Raw genomic sequence first — 16,351 nt, 5'->3', positions numbered from 1 at the left:
CCCACGCCACAAAGTCTTCTGCCCTCTCACCCACTTCAAACTGAATATCCGAACCTGTTGGGCAGGCTCGGATATTCAGTTCGTTTCAGAACTGTCCGCACCGAACGGGGGCCGATCGATCACGATCGCGATACCCTCTGGCGCAGGCCTTTCAAGTCAGTGTATGCCAAATGGCTCATACCTCAAGACAAAGTAACATATTATGGTCAATCCCGGCGCAAATTCCCGGCGCTACCAGCCCGAAGATCTGTCCGCCGTCCGCGATGCCCTTGCCGGGCAATTCGGTCCGCGCTTTTCTGCAGGCCAGGCCCTGCGCGATCAGCATGCGAGCACGCTGACCTGGCTGCCCGCCCAGGCGCCGGATGCCGTGGTCTTTCCGGACAATGAGAGCGAAGTGGCCGACATCGTCCGGCTGTGCGCCCTCCATGGCGTGCCCATCATTCCCTATGGCACCGGGACTGGCCTGGAGGGGCATGTCAATGCGCCGGAAGGCGGCATTTCCGTCGACACCAGCCGCATGAACGCCATCGTGGCCGTGCATGCCGAGGACCTCGATGCCGTGGTGCAGCCGGGGGTCACGCGCAAGCAGCTCAACGACTATCTGCGCGACCAGGGATTGTTCTTCCCCATCGATCCCGGCGCAGACGCGTCGCTGGGGGGCATGGCGGCGACGCGCGCTTCGGGCACCAATGCCGTGCGCTACGGCACCATGAAGGACAACGTCCTTTCGCTGCGGGCGGTGCTGGCCAATGGCGAGATCATCTCGACGGCGAGCCGTGCCAAGAAGAGCTCGGCCGGCTATGATCTCACCCGCTTGCTCGTCGGTTCGGAGGGAACGCTCGGCCTCATCACCGAAGTGACCCTGCGCCTGCACGGCATTCCCGAGGCCATCAGTGCGGGTATCTGCCCCTTCGGCAGCGAGAAGGCCGCCTGCGATGCGGTGATCGCCACCATCCAGTCCGGGCTTGCCGTGGCGCGCATCGAATTGCTCGACACGTTGATGGTGAAGGCAGCCAATGCCTATTCCGGTCTCGGCCTGCCGGAGACCCCGATGCTGTTCCTGGAATTTCACGGCAGCGATGCCGGCGTGGCCGAGCAGGCCGAACGCTTCGGCGAAATCGCCGCCGAATTCGGCGGCGGTCCCTTCACCTGGGCCACCAAGCCCGAGGAGCGCACCAGGCTATGGGCGGCGCGCCACAATGCCTATTGGGCGGTCAAGTCCATGTGGCAGGGGGCCGAGATCGTCGCCACCGATGTTTGCGTGCCGCTGTCGCGTCTGGCCGAATGCGTCGCCGAAACACGCCGGGATATCGATGCCACCGGCCTGATCGCCCCGATCGTCGGCCATGTCGGCGACGGCAATTTCCATGTGCAGCCGATGATCGACATGAGCGATCCCCACGAGGTTGCCGCCTGCGAGGGCTTTCTAGAACGGCTGGTGGAGCGGGCGCTGGCCATGGAAGGCACCTGCACCGGCGAGCATGGCGTGGGGCAGGGCAAGCGCAAATATCTCAAAGCCGAACATGGGGCTCCGGCCCTGGCGGCGATGCGGGCGATCAAGCAGGCCCTCGATCCGGCAGGCATCATGAATCCAGGCAAGATCTTTCCCGATTGAGCGGGCAAGCCGAGGCGGATCCCCGTTCGACGTAGCGGCTTTCCGGGCCACTGCAAAAAGCGACAGGCGGATGCTTCCCCTGGAAACATCCGCCTGTCGTCTTCATTCATCTTGGGCACCCGTCCCGGATGCCTGTCGAGCCTTGCCTGCGGCCAGGCCCAGCTCTGGTTGTTCAAGGACAATTCCGGCCCGGTCCCTCCCAGCCGTGGAACCTGTCCTCTCCTATGGCGTCACCACCACCGGCTGACCAGCGGCCTTTCCTTCAGTAGCGTCCTTGGGTTTGACACGGACGATGATCGGCATCGTCAAACCGGAAGGGACGGGCCGACCATCGAGATAGCCAGCCTGTTGTGTCTGCTTGTCCACCGAAAGAAATACCAGCATGTTTGCGGCTGCTACACGGCTTGTCGGCTCGCTACGGGCCAACGGAGACTGCCCCGTGCTAGTCCCAACCGTATAAAAGCCTGCGCCGAAGACACCTAACGCCAATACGACTCCGACGGAGCTGATCAAGCGTAACATTGTGTACCCACCTCACTGAAAGCGAGAGATACCGTTCCTCTATTGACGCGACGCTGTTGTGACGAACGGCCAGGAATTCGACCGCCCTTTTTGCCCGCCGCTCATTCTTTTGTGTGGAGCATCCAGGCACAGCACAGCCGGCTCATGCTTTAGCATTTATCCCGGCGGAGGATGTCATAGCACAAATTTTGTACGGGTCTTAATGAAATCTAAAGAATTGGTGAAAATGTGAATATGCAGGGTCGTTCGTAAGACAATTGCCGCCGAATCTGTTCATACTGAGATTTTTGCGCGCGATTTCGGCCTCAAAGGCTACCCGTTCGCTGCCTTGTGCGGTGACCCGGGACCACAGTTTCTCCCTGTTCCCGGTTTCGTCTCGCCTTGGTTTTCGCGTATGGTCGGAGCTGGTAGGGGAGGAGCTTCGAAACCGGATTCACCACGCCGCCATTGGTCGGAATGGAAGGTTTTCCGGCTCGGGAGCAAAGCGCGTTCCGACAGAACGCATTTTGCTCCAATGCTTTGTTTGGACGCGTTTTTGCGATTCGTGACGACAGGAATGGATCGCAAAAGGCTTTGGAAAGGACGTGCGGCGTGCGCGAGGCGCTCACCGTTATCGGTTTTTTGTTGATCGTGGCGTTTGCGGCCGTGTTCACCGCGCCCCTCTACGTCGACTGGAACGCTTGGCGCGAGGACATTGGTGACCGCCTCACGCAGCATTTCGGCACGCCCGTCATCATTCGCGGCCCGATCGAGGCGCGCCTCTTGCCTCAGCCTTGGCTCTCCTTGTCCGATGTCAGCATCGGCGACCCCTATGGCACCACCAGGTTGAACGTTGCCCGCATCGACGGAGACGTCAGTCTCGGCGGCCTGTTGCGTGGCGACGTCGATCTTTCCAATGTCGTGGTACGTGATCCGGCCTTGTCGGTGACGGCCGATGACGAGGGCACGATCGCCCCTCTCTCGAAATATCCGGTGTCTCTCGGGGCGGCGGTCGAGAGCTTCGAGGTCAGCGGTGGCTCGCTTCATTATGTGAACAAGGTCGACGGACAGGACATCAGTCTCACCGGCATCAATCTGGTCGGTGAATCCGGCTCGGTGCTCGGTCCCTACAAGGCCGAGGGCGGGATCAAGATCGCCGGGGTGCCGCACACGGTGAAGATCGCCACGGGCGTCGCCGAGAAGGGCAGCCTCAATCTGCGTGTCACGGCGGTGCCGGCGGACAAGCCGGTAACGCTCGATCTCGACGGCCAGGTCAAGCTTCAAGGGGGGAAGCCGACATTCGTGGGCGCGGCAACGCTGCTGCGTCCAACTTTCGCCGCGAAGGCAGCGGGGGAGGGAAGCGCCGATGATCAGGGAGCCAGCGAGCAACAGGCCTGGAGCATGTCGGGGCCGGTGACGGCGACGCCGGCAGGGGTGGTCTCCGACAAGGTGGCGATCCAACTGGGGCCGGACGAGCGTGCCCTCAAGCTCGCCGGAAGCGTGAACCTGGCTTTCGGCACCACGCCGGTGCTGGAGGCGAACCTCGTCGGCAAGCAGCTCGAGCTCGATCGTTTCGTCGGTATCGGCCCAGACAAGCGCCAACCACCGGCTGCAGTGCTGGCCAGGCTTGCCAGGGTCGTGCCCGTGCTGGCGGGTGCGGCCACCAACGCTCAGATCGATCTGGCCGCCGACGGCCTCATGCTGGGCGGCGAGTTGACCCAGAATGCCCGGGCGAGCATCCGGGTGGCCGACGGGAAACTGCAGGTTGATCGCCTCGAGGCGGACCTGCCGGGCAACAGCCATCTCTTGCTGGCCGGTGACGTCAATGACGAAGGCGGCGGTTTCAAGGGCAATCTCGACCTCAAATCGGATCGGGCCACCGGCCTGATCGGCTGGCTGCAGGGCCAACCCGTCCTGGGACGGCCGGATGCTGCCCGCAAATTGTCCCTGAAGGCTGCTCTCGAAGCCGACGCCGACAAGGTCGATTTTTCGCAGCTGACCCTTGCCATCGACGATGCCGCGGTCAGGGGCAGGCTGGCCTGGAAACGCCTGGCGCAGGGACGTTCCGCCGGACGGGTCGAAGCCAATCTCGCCGCGCAACGCATCGATCTCGACGTGCTGCCATCGGTGGCCGCTCTTCTGCCTGGCAGCAGCGATCTGTTCAGTGAAGCCGATGTCCGCTTGAAGGCCGAGGCTTTGGCCCTGTCCGGAATCGAGGCCAAGTCGGTCAGCGGGCATATCAAGGCCGGCGGCAAGCTGATCGCCTTGGAGGACGTGGTCGTCAGCGACCTCGGCGGTGCCAATCTCACGGCCAATGGCCGTATCGACAATATCGGCGCCGAGCCCCAGGGCGAAATCCGCATCGTGCTGAACGGCAAGGACCTTTCAGGGCTGGCGACAGCGCTCAAGCGCAGCACGCTGCCGGCTTTCTGGGTCGACGCCTTTGCGGCCCGCGCGGCAGCGCTCTCGCCGGCCAATGCCAGCCTTTCCGTCGCCTTCGGCGCGGCGCGGCGTTACTCGGTCGACGGCAAGTTCGGTGGCAGCGTCCTGCAACTCGACACGCAATTCGCAGGCAAGGGGACAGGGGAGAGTGCCGATATCAGGGTGAAGGCCGACAGCCTCGACGTGGCCACGCTGATGCGCCAGGCCGGGTTCGATTACAGGGCGGGTTCCGTGCCCGGGCGCGCCTCGCTGGAAATGGCTTTGTCGGGCCCGCTCAATGGCGCGATGCGTTGGAACGGCAGTTTCGGTGGAGCGGGGCTGCAGCTTTCCGGTACCGGCAAGATGACCGGCTCATTCGAGGCACCAGCCTTTGACGGACGTTTGACGGCCAGCACCGACGATGCGCTGGTGCCCGCCCAGCTCCTGGGTCTGCCGCTTCCGGGCGTGGTCCCGTCTCAGGGCGCCACGCTGGATTCCGGCTTTCGTGCCAGGGCAGGACGCTACGTCTTCGACGACCTGACGGGGACGGTGCTCGGCATGCCGGTCAGTGGTGCGCTCACCGTCAGTGCCGGCAGGCCGGCACGCCTCGACGGGCGGCTGAATTTTCTCAAGGCCGACGGTCAATTGCTCGGCTCGCTGTTCTCAGGAGCGGATCTGAGCGCCGGAAACACCAATGGCAATGCCTTTTCCGATGAGACCTTCGGCCCGGGAACCTTCGATGCCCTGGCCGGTCGGCTCGCCATCTCGGCCAAGACGTTGCGCCTGTCGCGGCGCTTGCCGGAGCTCGACGATGCGCGTGCGGTGCTGAATTTCGGCGCCAGCAAGGTCGCCGTGGACGATTTTGCGGCGAAACTCGCCGGTGGCGACGTCAGCGGTGCCCTCCAGCTTTCGCATGCCGCCCTCGATACCGCGGCGAGCGGGCGTTTCTCGCTGCGCAGGGTGGCGCTGCAAGGACATCAGCTCTCGGGCGAGTTGGCCATGGGGATGGAATTCCAGGGCAATGGCCGTTCGCCCGATGCCTTGATGTCCTCCCTCACCGGTGGCGGAACTGCCGAACTCGCCGAGGCATCGCTGGCCGGGCTTTCGGAAAAGGCCTTCGACCAAACGGTGGCGGCGGTGGATGGCGGGCTTTCCGGCGATGCCAGTCACGTCCGGGAAGCCTTCGAACGCAGTCTCGACGAGGCGCCGCTGCAGACCGGCGCGATCAATGGCAATCTCTCCCTCGCGGGCGGCGTCCTTCGCCTCTCCTCGACGAGGGCGACCTCGGCCCAGGGCAGCGTTGCCCTTTCCGGCCTGCTGGATCTGTCGGACCTGACGGTGAAGGCGGATATCGCCCTCTCGCCTACCAACCCTGCCGATGGTTTTGGCGGCCCGGCCCCGACAATTCCGGTGCAATTGCGCGGCACTATCGACGCCCCGCAAAAGCAGGTCGACGTGTCGAGCCTTGTCGCCTGGCTCAGCATCCGCGGCGTCGAGCAGCAAGCCCGCAAGCTCGAGGCGCTGGAGGCCCAGCGGCGGATCGAGGAGAAGGCGCAGGAAGATGCCCGACGCGCCGAAGCCCTGAAGATGCAGAAGGCAATCGAGGATGCCCGTCGGAAGGCACTGCCGCCGCTGCAATTGGGGCCGGTCGCGCCGGCAACCGGCGGGGCGGGCGTGCCGCTCGCGCCGTCGTCCGGCCTTCCCGGCGTGCCGCCGGTGAAACTGCCTGCGCTCGAAAACCTGCCTGTCTCGCCGGTGACACCCGGGCATACCACGGTGGTGCCGGCCCCGCTTCTGCCGAATGCCGGGCCGGCCTTGCCGCAGGCACCCATCGAGTCCCCGCCCGTTGGTCCCTGAGACGAGGCTGGAAGCCTGGCTTCCCGCTCTCTTGGTTGAAATGAATGTTCAAGATCGCGAGTGGTATTATAACGCCGGCAATTCTGGGCCGCGAAATGAGCCGGCTGGACCAACCATGGTGGCAGGACTGAGTCCGAAGGAGGCCGTGTCTGCTCGCTTGAAGGGAAAAATGGCCGTTGCCGTAAAGGCAGTCCTTATAACTCGACGACAAACAGCGGACAGGAGCCAAGCCGGTCTTGGTAGCTGTGCATGCTTTTCAAGCAATCGGGCGAATATGATTGCCGCCCGTGTCAAATCATCTCGCGCCTCATCCTCGGCGTACATTCTCCAGGACGAAGAGCCGGATTGCGGAAGACAGATTTCCTTGGGCGCGCGTGGCATCGATCTCGGCAACGACGTCCGAGAGCGTGAGATCGCGCTTGGCGGCCAGTTCCTTCAACGTTTCCCAAAAGGCGTCCTCGAGGGATACGCTCGTCTTGTGGCCGGCAATGACGATCGAACGTTTAACGACTTTGCTTTTCATGGCAGCCCATCACTCTACATTATTGGGCTCCAGGCGGTGTCTGTCGAGGTGCCTTTCGGCCTCCTGCTTGTCCGCCTGCAGCCTTTCCCTATCGATGCGCGAGAGTCCATGGATCGAGCGTTTCCGGGCGGCCTCCTGCCCGGCTTCGGCCCTTGCCCGAGCCTTGCGTACTCTCCTCAAATTCACGATCTCAGCCATCAGCTTACCGGAAAGGAACTTTCTCTCAAGTGAACAACTTCAATATCGACTTGAGGCTCGATTGGGTTGCATCTTGTAAGACATATGCGTTGGTTAGAAAACAACGTTCCTGTCATTCTTTATCTGGCGTGATCATCCGTGCAAGGCTCATCGCACTTTCAAAAGCTCTTTCGTCCATTATTTTTGCCGCCAATATTTCCTGAAGTAGAGTGGTACCGTTACGGTGCGCCGTCTTGGCAATATAAGCTGCCTTATCATAACCTATGACAGGTGTTAGCGCGGTCACCAGCATCAAGGAACGCGCTACGAGATCGCTGATTCGCGACGTGTCGGCCTCGATGCCGCTGACGCAGTGATCGGTAAAGCTGTTGGTTGCGTCGGCAAGCAACCGGACCGATTGCAGCACGGCGTCGGCGATCACCGGCTTGAATACGTTCAGTTCCAGATGTCCCTGGCTGCCGGCAAAGGTGACGGTACTCTGATTGCCGAACACCCGGGTGCAGACCATGGTCATCGCCTCGCACTGCGTCGGGTTGACCTTGCCGGGCATGATGGAGGAGCCCGGCTCGTTTTCGGGCAGTATCAATTCGCCGAGCCCGGCCCTGGGCCCCGAACCGAGCAGGCGGATGTCGCTGGCGATCTTGAACAGGCTGACGGCCAGGGTATTGAGCGCACCATGGGCCGACACCAGGGCGTCGTGGGTGGCGAGGGCTTCGAACTTGTTGGGCGCGGTGACGAAGGGCAGGCCGGTCAGGACGGCAAGCTCGGCTGCGATTCGCTCCGCAAAGCCCTCGCGGGTGTTGAGGCCTGTGCCGACCGCGGTGCCGCCCTGCGCCAGCGGCATCAATTCGGCGAGGCCGGCCTCGACCCGCCGGATGCCTTGCTGCAACTGCGTGACATAGCCCGAGAACTCCTGGCCGAGCGAGAGCGGGGTGGCATCCTGCAAATGGGTGCGCCCGATCTTGATGATGTCCTTGAAGGCCTCGGCCTTGTGCTCCAAGGCGGAGGCAAGATGGCGCAGTGCCGGCAGCAGGCGATCGTGGATCTCGCGGGCTGCAGCCACGTGCATGGCGGTGGGGAAGGTATCGTTCGAAGACTGGCCGCGATTGACATGGTCGTTGGGATGAACGGGCTTCTTGGAACCCATGGCGCCGCCGAGCATCTCGATGGCGCGGTTGGAGATCACCTCATTGGCATTCATATTGCTCTGCGTGCCCGAGCCGGTTTGCCAGACGACCAGGGGAAATTCATCGTCGAGCCTGCCGTCGGCGACTTCGCGGGCGGCGCGCTCGATGGTGTCCGCCAGAGCGGGGTCAAGCACACCGAGCTCGCGGTTGGCGCGAGCTGCCGCCAGCTTGATCAGTCCGAGGGCGTGAATCAGCGGGCGAGGCATCTTTTCGGCGCCGATACGGAAATTCTCAAGCGAGCGCTGGGTCTGGGCCCCCCAATAATGTCCGGCCGGCACGTCGATCGGCCCGAAGGAGTCGCTTTCCTGGCGGGTGGCGGGGGTGGCTTCGATCATGATGGTCTCCTGCAACTGGCCCTGTGCGTTCATGCCCGGATTCGGGGCTCGCATGGCAGCTCATACTCGGCATTTCCGTGGATCAGCCATGGCCGCCATTATGCGCCGGACATGGATGACACAGGCAGGGCAAGATGCCCTCATCCTCAAATAAGGCATGCCAAGCCTGAGGAAAGCTCCGTCAAACCGCAATCGCCTCTTTTTTCTGCCGAACAGGCAGCTTATATTCAGTTTGCCGGCTCGCGCCGGCTATGGCGATAAATGGTCATCGAAATAAACCTATCGGACCCGGGGGCAGTACCCGGCGCCTCCACCAGAGCCCGTCAGGGCGGGCTGCGGCGGGGGCGAAACAGGATCGACGAGGGTGTAAAGGGTGTGCTTTCGCTCGGCATGGTTCCGCCGATATCGGGCCTTTTTTATAGTTGCCAACGACAACTATGCTCCGGTTGCGGTTGCCGCGTAAGCGGTAACTAGACCGAAATCAAGTCCTGACGGGTAGCACCGGCAGGCGGGGTCCGGAGGCACCTGGCAACAGAAGCCTCCACTTCATTCCGGTCTGCCTGCAGGCCATCCGAGATGCGGTCTGCGAGGCGTATGCACGTGCCAGCGGGCCCGACCTAATAAGAGCTGGCCTGGTAAGAAATTGCGCGATGAGTATTGACCATATCCGTTATGATCTTCTCACTCAGGATGCGCTGCGCGGCATGGTTCGCCGCGTATTGGCCGATGCTGCGCGCGTCGGACTGCCTGGCGACCATCATTTTTTCATCTCCTTCAAGACCCAGTTCCCCGGCGTCAGTATTCCGGCGCGCCTGGCGGAAAAGTTTCCGGAGGAGATCACCATCGTTCTCCAGCATCAGTTCTGGGACCTTACCGTCAGCGACTACGGCTTCGAGGTCGGATTGTCCTTCGGCAATGCTCCCGAACGGCTGATCGTACCGTTCGCCGCCATGACGGCCTTCTTTGATCCGTCGGTCGATTTCGGCGTGAAGTTCGAAGTCGACGAGGGCGAGTCGGAAGAGGAGGCCGCGCCCACGTCGGCGCCGGCTGCGATCCGTGCGGTTCCGCGTGGCGACGAGGGCGAAGCCGGCAAGGGTGCGCCGACCAAGGAGGCCGGGGCCAAAGAGGTGGCAGCCAAGCCCGCTCGCAAGAAAGCCAGTCCGCCTGTGGAAGAGCCGGTGGCGGCGGATGAGGGCGGTGAGGACGACCGGCCCGCCGAGAGCGAGAAGATCGTCAGCCTCGATCATTTCCGCAAAAAGAAGTAGGCGCGCTTTCCCGCATTTTTGCCGGTGAGCCGCGCGTCGCGGATCTGCGCGGTACGTCAGCTCTTATCGATCTCCGCGACAGCGATGTTCGCGACCTCGAGGGTTGGCGCCACATGCTCGTCCTCGCCATCCTCGATCAGCCAGGTCGCTGAAAGCCCTGCCCAAGCCAGGATCCAGTGAAGCAGGCGGCCGCGCTCCAGCTGCGCAGCCCGAGCGACCACTTCGACCTGCCGCGCAAGGCGTCCCCGCGCGGTGGCGACCGTATGGTCCGGATTGCAGAAGAGATTGGCGTAGTCGAAACCCCGCTCGCCCTTCAGGCGTTTGGGGGCGATGGCAAGCCAGCCTCGCTCGCCGAAATCGAGAATGTTGGCGTGATGAATGTCGCCATGAAGGGTGACGACATCGCGCGGATTGGCGAGAAGCGCTCTGGCAGCGACGGCAGATCGCGCAAAAATCTCCCCTTCGAGTGCAGCCTCCAGTGCCTGAAACCGCTGTTCGAGCGGGATCAAGTCAAGCGGAGGCATCGCGCGCGCCTCATGCAACGCACCGACGACTTTGCAGATGATGCGGCTGGCCTCGTCATCCGCTCCGTTTTTGGCCATGTGGACCAGCGAATGGCGGCCGGTGGCGCGCTCGAGCAGGATGGCCCGGTCGTCATGCGCAAGGACACGGGCAGCGCCACGCCCGCCCCACCAAATCATCAGGCCGGCACCCCAGCGTTCTTCCGCCTCAGTGGCGACCTTCAGCATGGCCGGCGCGCCAGCGTGCAGAACCGGCAGAAGGCGGCTCGAATGGGTCACGATCGGATCACCGTCGGGAACCAGCGCCCATCGTCGGACATAGGGGGCGAAATCAGTGGCCGTCGCCATGCCGTCTCACAGGGTATGCTCCCGCTTTTCCTGCCCGGCCATGACGGTCGCCCGATGCGGATTCGCAAAACCCCCTTTGCCGGAGCCGGAAAGGGGGTTTTTTTGCTCTCTTGAACGCTCAAGAAGTCCGCGAGCGGCTCAGTTCAGCGCCAGCGCTACGAAGCGCAGCTCACCCTGGGTGTTCGACAGCAGCAGCAGGGCCTGCTTGGTGCCGGACTTCTTCAACTCCTCGATGCGCTTGCTCACATCCTCGGGATTGGAGACCGCCTGCTGGCCAACCTGCAGGATGACGTCGCCGACCTTGACCTGCTTGTCCTCGGCCGAGGAGCCATTGTCCACCTTGGTGACCACCACGCCCTTGGCGTCGTTGGCAAGCTTGTACTTGTCGCGCAGCTCCTTGGTGATGCCGGACATTTCCAGGCCGAGCGCCTTGGTGATCTTCGGCTTTTCGGGCGTTTCGGTGCCGCGGGTGGATGCCTTGATCGCCCCGTCGCTCTCATCGAGCCGGGCGACGGTCACGGTCTTGGTCAGGGTCTGGCCCTTGCGCAGGATCACCACCTCGACCTTCTTGTCCACCGGCGTGTCGGCGACGAGACGGGGCAGGTCCCGCATTTCCTTGATGTCGTGGCCGTCGAATTTCAGGATCACGTCGCCCGGTTCGAGGCCTGCCGGCTTGGCAGGTCCCTTGTCGTCGACGCCGGCGATCAGCGCGCCCTGGGCCTTCTGCATGCCGAGACTCTCGGCGATGTCGTCGCTGACGCCCTGGATCCGCACGCCCAGCCAGCCGCGCCGCGTCTCGCCATAGAGCCGGAGCTGCTCGATCACCGGCTGCACGGTCGCCGACGGCATGGAGAAGCCGAGGCCGATCGAGCCGCCCGTCGGCGAGATGATGGCGGTGTTGATGCCGATGACGCCGCCGTCCATGTCGAACAGCGGCCCGCCGGAATTGCCCTTGTTGATGGCAGCGTCCGTTTGCAGGTAGTTGTCGTAGGGTCCCGAATTGATGTCGCGGTTGCGGGCCGAGATGATGCCCAGCGTCACCGTGCTCGACAGGCCGAACGGGTTGCCGATCGCCATCGCCCAATCGCCCACGCGGACCTTGTCGCTATCAGCGAACTTCACGGCCTTCAGCGGCTTGGGCGGATCGACCTTCAGCACGGCGACGTCGACTTTCTTGTCGCGACCGAGCAGCTTGGCCTTGAGCTTGGAACCATCGTTGAAATTGACCTCGATGTCGTCGGCATCGTCGATGACGTGGTTGTTGGTGACGATGATGCCGCTGGGGTCGATGACGAAGCCCGAGCCGAGCGCCTCGGTTTTTCGCGGTCGCTGCAGGCCCTTGCCGTCCTTGTTGTTGAAGAACTGGTTGAAGAATTCTTCGAAAGGCGATCCGGGCGGCAGCTTGGGCATGGGCTGCTTGGGCGCATCCTCGTCGTCATCGTCATTGCTGCCGGCGGCAACCGTCTGCGACGTCGAGATGTTGACGACGGCATCGATCAGCTCGGCCGAGAGATCGGCGACGGAAGGCGGACCTGCCGCAGCCATGGCCGGCGGCGCTACCAGCGTGGCCGGGCTCGCGGCAAGGAGGGCGGCGATGGCAACGGCGCCGCTGCGGCGCATCAGGGTGTTGAGTTGAATCGGCATCAAGTCCTCGGATGGTCACCCGCATCGGTGTTGATGTGGGGCGCGGTCGGATTGAATTTCAAGTGCGGAATGCGGCGCGAGCGTGACGTACTCGCAAGTTCACGCAAAGTTGGGGCTTGTCAGTTTCACCCGCAACAGGATGGGACGGTGCATCGGGCCCCAAGGTGCCCGGCTACCGAGCCCACGACGTCACATGCCCCTTACGGCCCAGATTATGATGATACCGATGATGGCGGAAATGAATCCGGCGAGGCGGAGCTGCGCATTGGGGGAGTTGGCGACCGAGACCATCATGCGCCGTACCGGATCGGGAAAGGCCAGGAAGAACAACCCTTCGATCGCAAAGGCCAGTCCGAGCGCAGTGATGAAATCACCGAAAGAGAAACTATCCATCCGCCCCACACATTATGTGAACCGCACCCGAACCTTCCGACGGTTTGCGATCCTGGAGCAAAACGCGTTCATGTCTGAACGCTTGTTCGCTCCAGCTCCTTGTTTTCAGCCAATCCAACCGATTGGCCAGAGCGTTTTTGCGATTCTTGTTGAACCCGTCAAATCGCAAGACGCTTTTGGCAAGGGCAGCCGTCAGAATGTTCACGGCGGTCCTAAGAAAAACGCCGGCCGCAATGAAGCGGTCGGCGCAATGGAGCTTTATATAGGGCCGGCGTCAAGCCTATTGCGCCGGAGGAGCCGGGGGAGAGGCTGCCGGGGCCGGTGCTCCCGTAGGGGCGGCCGGCGAACGCAGATAACGGAAATAATCCCAGTCCGGGCTGATGAAGACCTGCGTGTTGTCGGGCTTCATCGCGTCGACATAGTTCCGCATCGATAGGTAGAACTGGAAGAATTCCGGATCCTTGTTGTAGGCATCCGCCAGGATCTTGATGCGGGCCGAGTCGGCCTGGCCGGTCGTCTCCGCCGCCTTACCGCGTGCCTCACCGAGGATCTTGGCGACCTGACGGTCGGCATCCGAGCGGATGATCTGAGCCTGTTGCGTGCCCTGCGAGCGAATCTGCTGAGCCTCGGTCTGGCGCTGCGACTGCATCCGCTTGTAGACGGCCTCGGAGTTGGCCTGCGGCAGGTCGGCGCCGCGGATACGCACGTCGACCACCTCGATGCCGAGGCCGCCGGCTTCACGATTCACCTCGGCGCGGATCTTCTCCATCAGCGCGGTACGCTGGTCACGTACGACGGCGGCGAAGGTCGATTGGCCGAGAACGCGGCGAACCGCCGAGGACAGGATCGAGGAAAGCTGCAGTTCCGCACCCTTCTCCGACCGCGAGGTCTGGAAGAAGCGCAGCGGATCGGAGACGCGATAGCGGGCGAAGGCGTCGACCTTCAGGCGCTTCTGGTCACTGGCGATGACTTCCTGCGGCAGGCTGTCGAGGTCCAGCACCTGCTTGTTGATGTACTCGACATTCTCGATGAACGGCCATTTCCAGTACAGACCGGGTTGGGTCTTGGCCGGCTGCGGTTCGCCGAAGCGCAGGGGCAGGGCGTAGTCGCGCGGCGTCACCGTATAGGCCGACAAATAGACCAGGACCAGGATGGCACCGGTCGCGATCAGGGCGATGGTTCCGAGCGGGGATCTCATTGTGCCGCTCCCTGCTGGGGTTGTGCCGTGCCGGCCGGTCGCTTGAGCAGACGGTCGAGCGGCAGATAGGGCACCACACCCTGGCCTTGCGTCTTCGAGTCCAGGATCACCTTGTTCGTATCGGTGAGGATGGAGGTCATGGCTTCCAGATACATGCGTTCGCGGGTGACCACAGGAGCCTTCTGATAGGCGCTGTAGACTTCGTTGAAGCGCGACGCCTCACCGGTGGCTTCGGCAACGGTACGCGCACGATAGGCCTCGGCCGCCTGGGTGATACGAGCGGCTTCACCGCCTGCTTCCGGGATCACTTTGTTGGCATAGACCTGCGCCTGGTTGATGGTGTTTTCCTGGTCGGCGCGCGCTGCCTGGACGTCACGGAAGGCATCGATCACCTGGGGCGGCGGATCGACATTCTGCAACTGCACCAGACGAACCAGCACGCCGGCCTTGTAGCTGTCGAGGGCGCGCTGCATCTCGGTCTGGACCTGCTGCTCGATCGCCTGGCGATCGCCGGTCAGGATCGGGGTGATATTGCGCTGGCCGATGGCTTCACGCATGGCGCTCTCGGCGACGGCCCGGATCGTGCCGCGCGGGTTCGACAGGTTAAAGGCGTAGTCTTGGGGCGCGGCCGGATTGATCTGCCACTGCACCGTGAAGCCGATATTGACGATGTTCTCGTCGCCAGTCAGCATTTCATTGGCGCTGTCGCTGTCGCCACGCGTGCCGACATTGATGGTCTCGACGTTGGTCACGGTGGGCTTTTCGACCGTGCCGATCGGATAGGGCACGTTGTAACGCAGGCCCGGCGGGCTCAGCGAAACATATTTGCCAAAGACGAGATTGAGGCCGACCTCATTGGGCTGCACGCGATAGAAGCCGGTGAGGAGCCACAGGCCGATCAGCGCCACCGCGCCGATCGCGATGTTGCGCGGCGTGAAGCCGCCGCCGCCCTGGAGATTTTTGAGGCCGTCCTTGCTGCGGCGAAGCCAGTCTTCGAGATCCGGGGGCTGAGAACCGCCGGATGGACCACCACCCCAGGGACCACCGCCCCCCGGACGTCCGCCCCCGCTGTTGCCGCCGCCGCTACCCCAGGGGCCACCACCGCCGCTCTGGTTACTCCAAGGCATGTCTTGGTCCTTTGATTGTTCGTCTGCCCAAAGCAGGACGAAAGCCCATTCCAAAGAATGGAATAAGCCGGAGAGAAGCTGCATATAGGAATGCAACCCCCCCGATCAATCCGAAACCATGTTTGAAAACAAGCCTCTAAATCGACGAAACGGCGTTCGAACGAAGCTGTCTCCACATGGCGAAGCTGCAGAAACTCCTATGCAGCCCCTTGAAATTCCTATGTAAACCCGGTGCCCGGCTGCAGTTGGCGAACATCGCGACGGGCACGTGTTAAATTTCGTTCATCAGCTCGTCAGAAGCAACCGCAAGTGCTTGAGCAGGCTCGACGAAGCGCCAGCCCGGCATCTGGTGGCGGAACCAGGTGAATTGGCGTTTCGCATAATGGCGGGTGTCAGCCTTGGCACCGGCTATGGCATCCCCGAGCCCGATTTCCCCGGCGAGGTAGCGGCAGAGCCCGGGCACGCCATGGGCCCGCATCACGGGCAGGGCCGGATCGAGGCCGCGCCGGGAGAGCGCGCGAACCTCCTCGATCGCGCCTTGCCCGACCATCAGGTCGAAGCGGTGATCGATCCTGGCATAGAGCTCGGCGCGCTGCGGGCTGAGAAAGAGGCGCAGGCATTTGCCGGCATCGAGCAGGGGGGGCGAATGGGGTTCGCTCTGCCATTCCGACAGGGAGCGGCCGGTTGCTTCGAAGATTTCGAGAGCGCGGATCAGGCGCTGGCGATCACTGGGCCGCAGGCGATTCGCCATGGCAGGATCCTTCTGGCTCAGCCAGCCATGCAAAGCCTGCGTCTCCAGGCCCTCGGCCTTGGCGCGTACGGTGTCGCGCACGCTATCGGGAACGGAGGGCATTTCGGCCAGCCCCCGCTCCAGCGCCTTGAAATAGAGGCCGGTACCGCCGATCACGATGGGCAGGCGTTGCTGCCGGCGGACGTCATCCAGCGCGGCTGCCGCGTCCGCGCGCCAGCGTCCCACCGAATAATTGACGGCGCCATCGACGTGGCCATAGAGCAAATGAGGTGCGCGCGCCGTCTCGCTGGCATCCGGGCGAGCACTGAGCACGGCAAGATCGCGGTAGACCTGCATGGAATCGGCGTTGATGATGGTGCCGGTGAAGCGCTCGGCGAGAGCCAGGGCCAAAGCCGACTTGCCGCTCGCCGTCGGACCTGCGAGAAGCACGGCGTCATATTGAATGGCTGTCACTCCGGATACCTGTC

Annotated in this window: 13 protein-coding genes and 1 other RNA gene; 4 read left to right on the top strand and 10 right to left on the bottom strand. The window is 63.1% G+C overall.

Annotated elements, in window-relative coordinates; all coding sequences use genetic code 11:
• Positions 1–202: 202 nt before the first annotated feature.
• Positions 203–1,615: an FAD-binding oxidoreductase gene (locus tag ABXS05_RS05710; protein ID WP_311941608.1), complete on the top strand. Its 1,413-nt coding sequence runs from the start codon at positions 203–205 to the stop codon at positions 1,613–1,615.
• Positions 1,616–1,837: 222 nt separating this feature from the next.
• On the opposite strand, the gene ABXS05_RS05705 is transcribed toward ABXS05_RS05710, so the two are convergent.
• Positions 1,838–1,999: a hypothetical protein gene (locus tag ABXS05_RS05705; RefSeq protein WP_156771335.1), complete on the bottom strand. Its 162-nt coding sequence runs from the start codon at positions 1,997–1,999 to the stop codon at positions 1,838–1,840.
• Positions 2,000–2,728: 729 nt separating this feature from the next.
• On the opposite strand from ABXS05_RS05705, the gene ABXS05_RS05700 reads away from it, so the two are divergent.
• The gene (locus ABXS05_RS05700; protein ID WP_367623212.1) at positions 2,729–6,394 is read left to right on the top strand and encodes an AsmA family protein; all 3,666 of its coding nucleotides are present in this window, start codon (positions 2,729–2,731) and stop codon (positions 6,392–6,394) included.
• Between the two features lie 307 nt (positions 6,395–6,701).
• Here the strand turns inward: ABXS05_RS05700 and ABXS05_RS05695 are convergent, their stop codons facing one another.
• From ABXS05_RS05695 to fumC, 3 genes are all read right to left on the bottom strand, one after another.
• A complete protein-coding gene (locus ABXS05_RS05695) occupies positions 6,702–6,917 on the bottom strand; it encodes a ribbon-helix-helix domain-containing protein (protein WP_068282176.1) in 216 nt (71 codons plus the stop codon).
• 9 nt (positions 6,918–6,926) lie between these two features.
• Positions 6,927–7,115 carry a DUF4169 family protein gene (locus tag ABXS05_RS05690; RefSeq protein WP_311941598.1) on the bottom strand — a complete coding sequence of 63 codons (189 nt, stop codon included), beginning with the start codon at positions 7,113–7,115 and terminating at the stop codon, positions 6,927–6,929.
• A gap of 112 nt (positions 7,116–7,227) precedes the next feature.
• Positions 7,228–8,637: a class II fumarate hydratase gene (gene fumC, locus ABXS05_RS05685; RefSeq protein ID WP_367623211.1), complete on the bottom strand. Its 1,410-nt coding sequence runs from the start codon at positions 8,635–8,637 to the stop codon at positions 7,228–7,230.
• Between the two features lie 195 nt (positions 8,638–8,832).
• On the opposite strand from fumC, the gene ssrA reads away from it, so the two are divergent.
• Together ssrA and ABXS05_RS05675 are read left to right on the top strand one after the other, a co-directional pair.
• Positions 8,833–9,183, top strand: a transfer-messenger RNA (tmRNA) gene (ssrA, locus tag ABXS05_RS05680).
• 104 nt (positions 9,184–9,287) lie between these two features.
• Complete coding sequence (locus tag ABXS05_RS05675) at positions 9,288–9,902, top strand: SspB family protein (RefSeq protein ID WP_367623210.1); 615 nt, start codon at positions 9,288–9,290, stop codon at positions 9,900–9,902.
• Between the two features lie 56 nt (positions 9,903–9,958).
• Here ABXS05_RS05675 and ABXS05_RS05670 read toward each other — a convergent pair whose 3' ends face one another.
• The 6 genes from ABXS05_RS05670 to miaA form a co-directional block, all read right to left on the bottom strand.
• A complete protein-coding gene (locus ABXS05_RS05670) occupies positions 9,959–10,771 on the bottom strand; it encodes an aminoglycoside phosphotransferase family protein (RefSeq protein WP_367623209.1) in 813 nt (270 codons plus the stop codon).
• Positions 10,772–10,909: 138 nt separating this feature from the next.
• Entirely contained in the window at positions 10,910–12,415 is a 1,506-nt protein-coding gene (locus ABXS05_RS05665) for a Do family serine endopeptidase (RefSeq protein WP_311941587.1), read from the bottom strand.
• Positions 12,416–12,604: 189 nt separating this feature from the next.
• Positions 12,605–12,808 carry a DUF2065 domain-containing protein gene (locus ABXS05_RS05660; protein WP_105862061.1) on the bottom strand — a complete coding sequence of 68 codons (204 nt, stop codon included), beginning with the start codon at positions 12,806–12,808 and terminating at the stop codon, positions 12,605–12,607.
• Between the two features lie 280 nt (positions 12,809–13,088).
• Positions 13,089–14,006 carry a protease modulator HflC gene (hflC, locus tag ABXS05_RS05655; RefSeq protein WP_311941583.1) on the bottom strand — a complete coding sequence of 306 codons (918 nt, stop codon included), beginning with the start codon at positions 14,004–14,006 and terminating at the stop codon, positions 13,089–13,091.
• A complete protein-coding gene (gene hflK, locus ABXS05_RS05650; RefSeq protein WP_367623208.1) occupies positions 14,003–15,133 on the bottom strand; it encodes an FtsH protease activity modulator HflK in 1,131 nt (376 codons plus the stop codon). Before hflK ends, hflC begins: the two co-directional genes overlap by 4 nt.
• A 271-nt stretch (positions 15,134–15,404) precedes the next feature.
• Positions 15,405–16,337, bottom strand: coding sequence for a tRNA (adenosine(37)-N6)-dimethylallyltransferase MiaA (miaA, locus tag ABXS05_RS05645; RefSeq protein WP_367623207.1), 933 nt, complete (start codon positions 16,335–16,337; stop codon positions 15,405–15,407).
• Between the last annotated feature and the right edge of the window lie 14 nt (positions 16,338–16,351).

Source organism: Labrys neptuniae (assembly GCF_040797145.1).
Lineage (GTDB): Bacteria > Pseudomonadota > Alphaproteobacteria > Rhizobiales > Labraceae > Labrys > Labrys neptuniae.
Note: the sequence above shows the minus strand (reverse complement) of the source record. Positions and strands in the feature narration are given on the sequence as shown.